This is a genomic window from Amycolatopsis rhizosphaerae, assembly GCF_007713715.1.
Taxonomy (GTDB): Bacteria; Actinomycetota; Actinomycetes; order Mycobacteriales; family Pseudonocardiaceae; genus Amycolatopsis_E; species Amycolatopsis_E rhizosphaerae.
In genome coordinates this window covers 1-7,431 of the sequence record NZ_VJWX01000362.1, presented here as the reverse complement: position 1 = coordinate 7,431, position 7,431 = coordinate 1, and the positions used below count along the sequence as shown (strand labels likewise).

The window sequence follows — 7,431 nt, the reverse complement described above, 5'->3', positions numbered from 1 at the left end:
GCCCAATGACCAAGTTGGTGGGCCGCCCGGGGCTCGAACCCGGAACCTATGGAGTAGTTGGCCGTCTCGGTGGTCGCCTGCCGTTGGCCGCCGACAGCGCGCACTACCTCGCGGAATAGCGATTGCAAACGCCGGACGCACGTGACTGGATCTGGGTGCTTGTCATCGTTTTGCGGGGGAAAACCGGGGAGATGATCTTGACTTTGATCGGGTTGGTGGGCTCAGCTCGACGCTGCCATGAGCAGGTGTAGAACACCCCAGTTCATCGCAGCAGGTACCAAGGCCGCGCACTTCTTGATGATCTTCTTCATCCGCTTGGCCACCTTCCTCACAAGCCTGTGGAGATTGAGGTTGGAAGCGGTGTTCAGGATCAACGCGATAGCGAGCAGCGCCGAACTCCAGCAATGCGCCGGGCTCAACCCACCAACAAGGTCAACTTTAGCGCATCATCGGAATCAGTCCGCCGTTCTCAGCTTGGGAACCAGGGTGATGTGCCAGGAAACCACCGCTGACCTGCGGTTGAGGGTGTGCGCTGGGTACCTCTGTTGACCGTGGTTGACCGGGGCATGTTGTTGGGATGTTGCTGGGGCTTGCCCCAGTGAGCTGGGGCTGAGGTGATCTCCTCGCGGCGCGGGTTCATCCCTGCCGGGCCGGGTGGTGCCGGTCAAGGGTTTGCCGGAGGCCGCGAAGCGCCCTTGACCGGTGCCGCCCGGTCTGGCTGCCCTTGGGCGCGCCGTGAGGAGGTCACCGGACGTGCCCCTCCCTGATCTCCGAAGCGGTGCCGGGGTCCGGGGCAGAGCCCCGGGTTAGCCTCGCGGGTTGTAGGGCAGGGGGATGCCGTGCCGTTGCAGCGTCGTTTCGTAGTGCTTGAGCAGTCCGCTCAGCTCGTCGGCCAGGTCCTGGGCTTGGTCAATGAGCTCGTGGTCGAGGAGCGTGTCGTCGAGGGCAGCGAGGCGGTTTGCGAGCTGCCGAGCGTCGGCCTCGAGGATCGACAAGCTGTCGCCCTGGACCAAGACCCCTGGGAACTGCCGTGCAGGCAGGCGGACGATGGCACAGTTGCCTTGGTCGGTGAAGAGGTCGACCTCGATGCGCTCCATCGGCAGATTGTCACCGCGGCGGACATGCTGGCCGGTCTGGGGTTGGCCGCTCGCGTGCGCCGGGGCCGCCGGCCGGAGCGGAGCGGCAGGTCGAGCGGCCCTACGGCGGCGGCGCGCTCGCGCGCCGCCCTTGATCCCATACAGCCAAGTTCGGCAATATGCTGAACGAACTGAGGGGACCGGTGGGATCGAGGTAGTCGGCATAACATGGCCCACTCGACGCGATTCGGCACTCGTGTCCGTCGTTGGTGTCGCTCGTTGCCTGCGATTGACTACCATGGGCTACCGCGACTGCCGACGGTTCGATATGTTGGGGATGTAGTCGTTCGGCGTCTGGAGATGGGGGATCGAGTGAGTCTGGACTTCATGGAGCGACTCGCTGTCCGGTTCCTCATGAAGGTCAAACTGGCAGACTTGCACACGAACGCGTTTGAAGAGTTCTTCCATGAGCTGATGTGCTATCGCTACCCGAGTTTCCTAGATGTGCGTACAGCAGGAAGCCTAGGCGACGAAGGTAGCGATGGTTTGTTGTTGCATGGCAACAAACTTTACGCGTGCTATGCACCCGAAGTATTTAGCACGAGAAAGCTGATTAAGAAATTCGAAGACGATTTCGCAAAGGCCTTACGGAAGAGAAAAGGTCAATTTGACACCTTTGTCTTCGTTCACAGCGACCAGCGCGGAATGCATCCGACAGTGACGAAATGTCTTGCAGATGCCAGAAACAAAAACAACGACTTAAAGTTCGAACAGTTCGGCCAAAAACACTTTCGGAACGAAGCGTGCAGGCTTGACCTTGACGAAGTCGAAGATCTTCTGGGGACCGAGCTACCAGCGAAGGAAATGACGTACAGTTTCCCGCTTGAGGAGCTTGAGCCACTCTTAGACCACCTGCGATTGCAACGGGTTTCGGCTGATACTTCGAGTGATCTCGGCAAAGTTTCGTTGAAAAAGCTAGATTTCAACAAGTTCAGCGAGGATACGAAGTACGAACTAAGGCGCATGATGGTTCGGAGCAGTGATATCGAGGAGTATTACGCAAATCGGATCGATATCACTGAACGCGATGAAGTGGCGGCAGGATTTCACGAAGAATACCTGCGACTTTGTACGACATTTGATGATCCTGATGAAATCATGTGGCAGCTAGAACTGTATGTCCTGGGTAACGCTGCCGTTCCACCACACCGCCGTCGTGCCGTGACCGCAGTTCTTGCTTATTTTTTCCAGACTTGCGACATATTTGAAAATCCTCCACTCGGCTGGGAAAGCGAACATGACCTAGCGAGGGAGCCGGCGTGATCACTCCAACGAAGGGGATAGCTCCTCAACGTGCATTGCTGTCAATAGGTGCTCAGCTTGTTCAGGCAATAGATACTCCCGTCACTATTAGCCAAGCTTGGAACCGCCTGCTGACATGGAGAGCTACGCATAACCACCGGGCTCCTATACCGTTTTGGTGGTTTGCATTGGCCTTAGATGTACTATTTTCTATGGACCTCGTCTACCTCGAAGACGAACTTCTCGTGATAAGGAGAGCAGATGTTTCGACACCTGCGAGCTAGTGACGAGAGGTTTAAAAGTGTCGATTTTCATGAGGGTTTAAATCTTGTGGTGGCAGACACCACGAAAGAGTCCACCGAGACTGATACAAGAAACGGCGCCGGAAAGTCCGGGTTGATTGAGGTATTACACTTCCTTCTTGGGGCAAAGTTTGAGCGACGAAAGTCGTTTCTGGGCAAAGAAGAACTGCGACACATTGATTTTCAACTAGATCTTGATTGGCCAACTTTGAGCGGTCAGTCATTGCAGGTCCGGCGTTCCCTTGAAAAGCCCAATGATATCTATCTTTACCCGGACATTACCGGAAGTAGATTGGCCCCAGAAGGTCGTCGTCGAGTTGCACTTACGGAATGGCAGCAGCTCATCGAACGGGATCTGTTTTCGATTCCAAATGAACGGCGGGGTATAAGCGCACGATCCATGCTTTCTCTTTTCATGAGGAGGGTTGGATCAAACGCATTCAACGAGCCTATTCGAACCTGGCCGCAACAGACCCTCGCCGAAGCAGGGGCTAACCTGGCATACCTGCTCGGCCTCGACTGGCAGCTTGCGAGTAAGTATCGAGAACTAGCCACACGGGAATCGACCAGGCGCCAGCTTTCGGCTGCGACGAAAGATCCCGTGTGGGGCAAAATTGTGGGCCGGTCAAGCGAGCTTCGTGGCCAGATTAGCGATGTGCAACAGCGCGTGAACGAACTCGAAAATCAGGTGTCATCGTTTCGGGTAGTTCCGGAATATGAGCGTCTTCAAACGCGCGCCGATGAGATTGATCAACGAATCCGCCACATGCGCAACGAGGACGTAGTTGATCGACGCAATCTAATCGACCTCGAAGCCGCAATGCAAGACGTTAGCGATCCAGATATCGACTATTTGGAACGTGTTTATGCGGACTTGGGGGTCAGCCTTCCCGAATCGGTGACGCGCAGATACGATGAAGTGCGTGATTTTCACGCCTCCGTGGTAAGAAATCGTCGTAATTATTTGGAGACAGAAGCGTCGGCAGTTAGGGAACGTTTGGCTGGGCGTGAAGCTGAACGAGTTCAACTCGGAGAGGAGCAATCTAGGCTGCTACGAACCCTTAACGAGGGTGGGGCGCTGGATGCGCTTACAGCTCTTCAACAAGCATTGGCCCATGAACGCGCGCTACTGGAGTCACTGCGCAATCGTTTCGAGGCAGCACAGACCCTTGAAGCGAGCGGCGCGGAGATTAAGGCCGAACGGGCCCAGGTCGAAAACCAGATGCGAGCCGATCTAGTCGAACGAGATCGAATTATTGATGAGATAAGTGTTCGCTTTCGGGAGTATGCTCTTCGATTGTACGGCTCGGATAGGTCAGCCTACCTTGCAATTGAACCCACTGCGTCTTATCTAAAGCTTCTTCCTCATATCGCAAGTAAGGACAGCCGCGGAATCGGCAACATGGTGATGTTTTGCTTCGACCTAACCGTTGCCGTTACGGCACATCGCGCGGACCGTGGACCAGATTTTCTGGTTCACGATAGTCATTTATTCGACGGGGTCGATGAGCGGCAGGTAGCGCGGGCACTCGAACTCGCCAGTGAAGTCGCAGACACAGAAGGTATGCAGTACATTGCCACAATCAATTCTGACGACTTAGCGAAGGCTGAGACTGCGGGCGCTCGCTTGCAGTATTCTGTGATACCGCCTCGCCTCACGGATGCTTATGAAGATGGCGGACTGTTTGGTTTCAGATTCGGTTAGCGATCTCAGTCGTTCCTATCAGACTCGCGCCGCCTTTCCAGCTATTTCTCAGGCATGAATACGTGCGTTATCGAGTTGGCCGGCCTTGGCGACACGCATGGTGGCATGGCTGGCGGAATTTTCGACTTCAATCTTCATTGCCAAGACGGCGGCGTCGTATTCGGGCTCGCCGTACATCCCGCGGGGGTCGATGAGTCTCCATTCACCGTTGGTGCTCGCCAGGATATTCCAGGGTGAGGCGTCTCCATGGCAAAGCCCCGGGCGGAAGTCCGCCGTCAACTGATCGAGTATGTGGAGGGCGTGGGTACGTTCCGCGCGGGGTGCTGTGGCTGCGCCGGGTGGGAGGTCGGTGGGGTGGTCGTCGGCTAAGCGGTCTCGGAGCCAGTCGACGATACTCGGTAGTTCATCGCTTGGTGGTGGAACGCTGACCATTGCGCGTATGGGGGCGGTGAGTTTGACCAGGTCGAGCGCGGTCTATGAGTCTAGCTATGCGCATGTGTTCTTCTCCCTGTCGAACGCCAGGCGCGGGCGTGCGGCTGGTGCCGGTCCCGCGCGACGGTTCGACACAGGCCGGGCGATCCCGCAGCCGTCGCAAGGGGAAGAAGAGCATGCCCTCGCCGAGACTATGCGCCGGATCAGCGGCCCCACCGAGGCCGCCTTGAACATGCAAAGGACCTTTGAACACGGGGCTCACGAAGCGCGTTGCGTGTCAGCAGTTCGCTACTCAATCTGTATCCGGGTGAGGCTTTTGTCGTCGTGGCGCTTTGCCCGGGGAAGCTTGCGTGCCTCTGGGTCGTGCTCGCTTTCCCATCGTTGGCACTGGGTAAGCAGTTCGTCGAGCGGTGGGCTGATCGTCCGTGCGCCGATTGGCAGGGGGGCGAGTCGTAGGTGGTTGAGGGTGTTGTAGGCGCCATCGGTAGCCAGGACTGCCCAGGGTGTTTTGCAGATTCGTCGCGTCAAGGTGAGTGCCTGGCGGGCCGCGTTGGGATTGGCCTCGGCGATCCAGTACCCGCCGGGCTGGTTGCGGTGCTCGGCCTGCTGTCGCTGAAGCTCGCGCACCAGCCGACGGTGCTCGTTGTCGAAGCCACACCCGGTTGTGAGGCGTTCCCGGTAGCGGCGGGCGGGCTCCAGGTCGAGCCGGTCTATCCGGTCGTCGGTAATGCTCTGGTCAGGAAGGACCACGACGTTGTCGCCGAGTATCAGCAGGTCAAGGTGCTCGTCTCGTTCACGGGCAATGGTGACGGTGCTGGACGGTGACCGGCCGGGTGTGAGGTCGAGCTGGTCTGCGATGGCTTTGATGGCCTCGGCCAGGGCCTCGACGAGATCGGCCTCGGGTGCCGTGGTGAGGGTGTGGGCGATGTGTCTGCCGAGGTGTTCGGCGTAGGTGGCGGCCGGGACGGGGACGGGCATGAAGGCGGAGGCTCCGTCGAGCATGATCACGGCGTTGGGGGTGACGAAGATCTTGTCGTCGCTGTCCTCGAAGGGCGGGAGCTGGGCGGTTTCGACCTTCATGGATTCACCAGGTGTAGGGTCCTGCGGCGAGTTCGCTCTGGGTGATGGTCAGTCCGTCGTAGCTGGCGCGCACCACGAGGGACATCGGCTTGTCTCCGACTTTGCGGAACACCTCAGCCAGGTGCCCGGTCAGGTAGTGGGTCGCGCCGAGTGATCCGATGCCGTGGATACCCGCGATGTGGACGATCACACGGCCGTCGACCTTGTGCCGCGCAACGTAGGCGACGTCCGCGGACTGCGGCTGTGCCTCGTCGGAGGGGGAGCCGAACCGTTCGCCGTCGGCGTGGCGTTCGATCCACCAGCGGCCGTGGTCCTCGACCATGTGCAGCGCGGGGTCTCGAGCGAGCAGGGCGGCGCCGATCGGGGCGGATTTCGGACCGCAGACCACGATGCTGTCCCCCGCCGGCGGGTCTCCTCGGTCGGGCTCGATCTGGTAGCGGCTGACCGAGAGGGCCAGGGCGCTGACGAGGGTTTCGAGTTGGTCGCCAGTCTGGGCGTCCTCGGCGGCGATCAAGGGGCGTTCGCGGTCGGTGGTCCGGTACCGGTAGGGCACGCCGATGCTGACCGGGCCTACACCGAAGAACGCTCGCTCGATGCCTGGCGCGGTGCTGCGAATCTGGGTGATGCGGCCCTTCGTGATGCCGAGTGCCGCGGCGATCTCGGTGTAGCTCATCCCCCGGTCGCGGTGTGCTTCCTCGATGGCGGCCTTGCGGAGACGGGCCAGTTCGGTGGCGCGTTGCTGGTAGATGGTGAGCAACTCGGTCGCGCGCTGTCCTCGCCGTATCGGGTCGGGGTCGCGGCGGACGCTCTCGAACTCCTCCGAACTGGTCACGACACGGGAGTTTAGACCCCCTTGACAGGTCCTGTCTTGCTCCGTACCTTGTTGTTTAGCCCCCCTGTACAGACGACGAGAGCTGCGCGTGAAGTGTTTAGGGGGGTAAACAGCCCGCGTGGGGCTCCGAGATGAGGGGAAAGACCGATGGCGATCGAGAAGGGGTTCCGGTTCCCGGTGCCGTTCGACCAGGCGTTTCCGCAGGGCCTGGTGATGGTGGGGGAGGTCGCGCCGGACACCGAGTTCCAGCAGAACCGCAACGTGCCCGCGAAGCAGCGCATTGACGAGGCCACCGGGTTGCCGGTCTGGAAGGTCACCGTGACCGACCCGGACCAGCCCAACGCCAAGCGTGCTTCGTTCGACCTCTACCTGCTGTCCAAGCATCAGCCGGTGCCCACCACGGAGCGGTTCTCGCCGATGGTGGACATGCGGCCGATTGTGGGGCTCACCGATCTGACGGCCCAACCGAAGATCGCGGGCAACGGTGAGTTCAAGTACCAGTCCTACGTCTTCCGGGCTACCGGCTTCGCCGAACCCGGGAGCGCTGGGCAGCGGCCGGGTGCCCGGGGCAAGGGCGCGGCAGGGGAGCAGCAGGCGGCGTAGCGGCGTTCGCCCGATTCCGACAAGGCAGGAAAGACGATGACCTTACGCAAGGCCGAACACGGCCGCCCTGCTCCACCAGAGGAGTACGTGGGGTACGTG

At 59.8% G+C, this 7,431-nt stretch carries 8 protein-coding genes; 4 read left to right on the top strand and 4 right to left on the bottom strand.

Translation table 11 applies throughout. The features are described from left to right. Nucleotides 1–806: 806 nt before the first annotated feature. A complete protein-coding gene (locus FNH05_RS27365; RefSeq protein WP_144591662.1) occupies nucleotides 807–1,097 on the bottom strand; it encodes a DUF6959 family protein in 291 nt (96 codons plus the stop codon). Between the two features lie 351 nt (nucleotides 1,098–1,448). On the opposite strand from FNH05_RS27365, the gene FNH05_RS27360 reads away from it, so the two are divergent. Genes FNH05_RS27360 through FNH05_RS27350 form a run of 3 tightly spaced genes read left to right on the top strand, consistent with a single transcriptional unit; the run spans nucleotide 1,449 to nucleotide 4,385 of the window. Further along, nucleotides 1,449–2,399 (top strand): ABC-three component system protein, encoded by a 951-nt coding sequence (locus FNH05_RS27360; protein WP_144591660.1) that lies wholly within the window; start codon nucleotides 1,449–1,451, stop codon nucleotides 2,397–2,399. Further along, complete coding sequence (locus tag FNH05_RS40105) at nucleotides 2,396–2,662, top strand: ABC-three component system middle component 6 (RefSeq protein ID WP_144591658.1); 267 nt, start codon at nucleotides 2,396–2,398, stop codon at nucleotides 2,660–2,662. Before FNH05_RS27360 ends, FNH05_RS40105 begins: the two co-directional genes overlap by 4 nt. Continuing rightward, nucleotides 2,640–4,385, top strand: a complete 1,746-nt coding sequence (locus FNH05_RS27350) for an ABC-three component system protein (protein ID WP_144591656.1) — start codon at nucleotides 2,640–2,642, stop codon at nucleotides 4,383–4,385. Before FNH05_RS40105 ends, FNH05_RS27350 begins: the two co-directional genes overlap by 23 nt. Before the next feature lie 48 nt (nucleotides 4,386–4,433). On the opposite strand, the gene FNH05_RS27345 is transcribed toward FNH05_RS27350, so the two are convergent. The 3 genes from FNH05_RS27345 to FNH05_RS27335 all read right to left on the bottom strand — a co-directional run bounded on the left by FNH05_RS27345 (nucleotide 4,434) and on the right by FNH05_RS27335 (nucleotide 6,729). After that, entirely contained in the window at nucleotides 4,434–4,817 is a 384-nt protein-coding gene (locus FNH05_RS27345) for a phosphotransferase (RefSeq protein WP_144591654.1), read from the bottom strand. Between the two features lie 288 nt (nucleotides 4,818–5,105). Then, nucleotides 5,106–5,897 (bottom strand): hypothetical protein, encoded by a 792-nt coding sequence (locus FNH05_RS27340; RefSeq protein ID WP_144591652.1) that lies wholly within the window; start codon nucleotides 5,895–5,897, stop codon nucleotides 5,106–5,108. 4 nt (nucleotides 5,898–5,901) lie between these two features. Next, entirely contained in the window at nucleotides 5,902–6,729 is an 828-nt protein-coding gene (locus tag FNH05_RS27335; RefSeq protein ID WP_144591651.1) for a hypothetical protein, read from the bottom strand. A 147-nt stretch (nucleotides 6,730–6,876) separates the two neighbouring features. Between FNH05_RS27335 and FNH05_RS27330 the strand changes: the two genes are divergently transcribed. Beyond that, a complete protein-coding gene (locus tag FNH05_RS27330; protein ID WP_144591649.1) occupies nucleotides 6,877–7,332 on the top strand; it encodes a hypothetical protein in 456 nt (151 codons plus the stop codon). The last annotated feature ends 99 nt before the right edge of the window (nucleotides 7,333–7,431 follow it).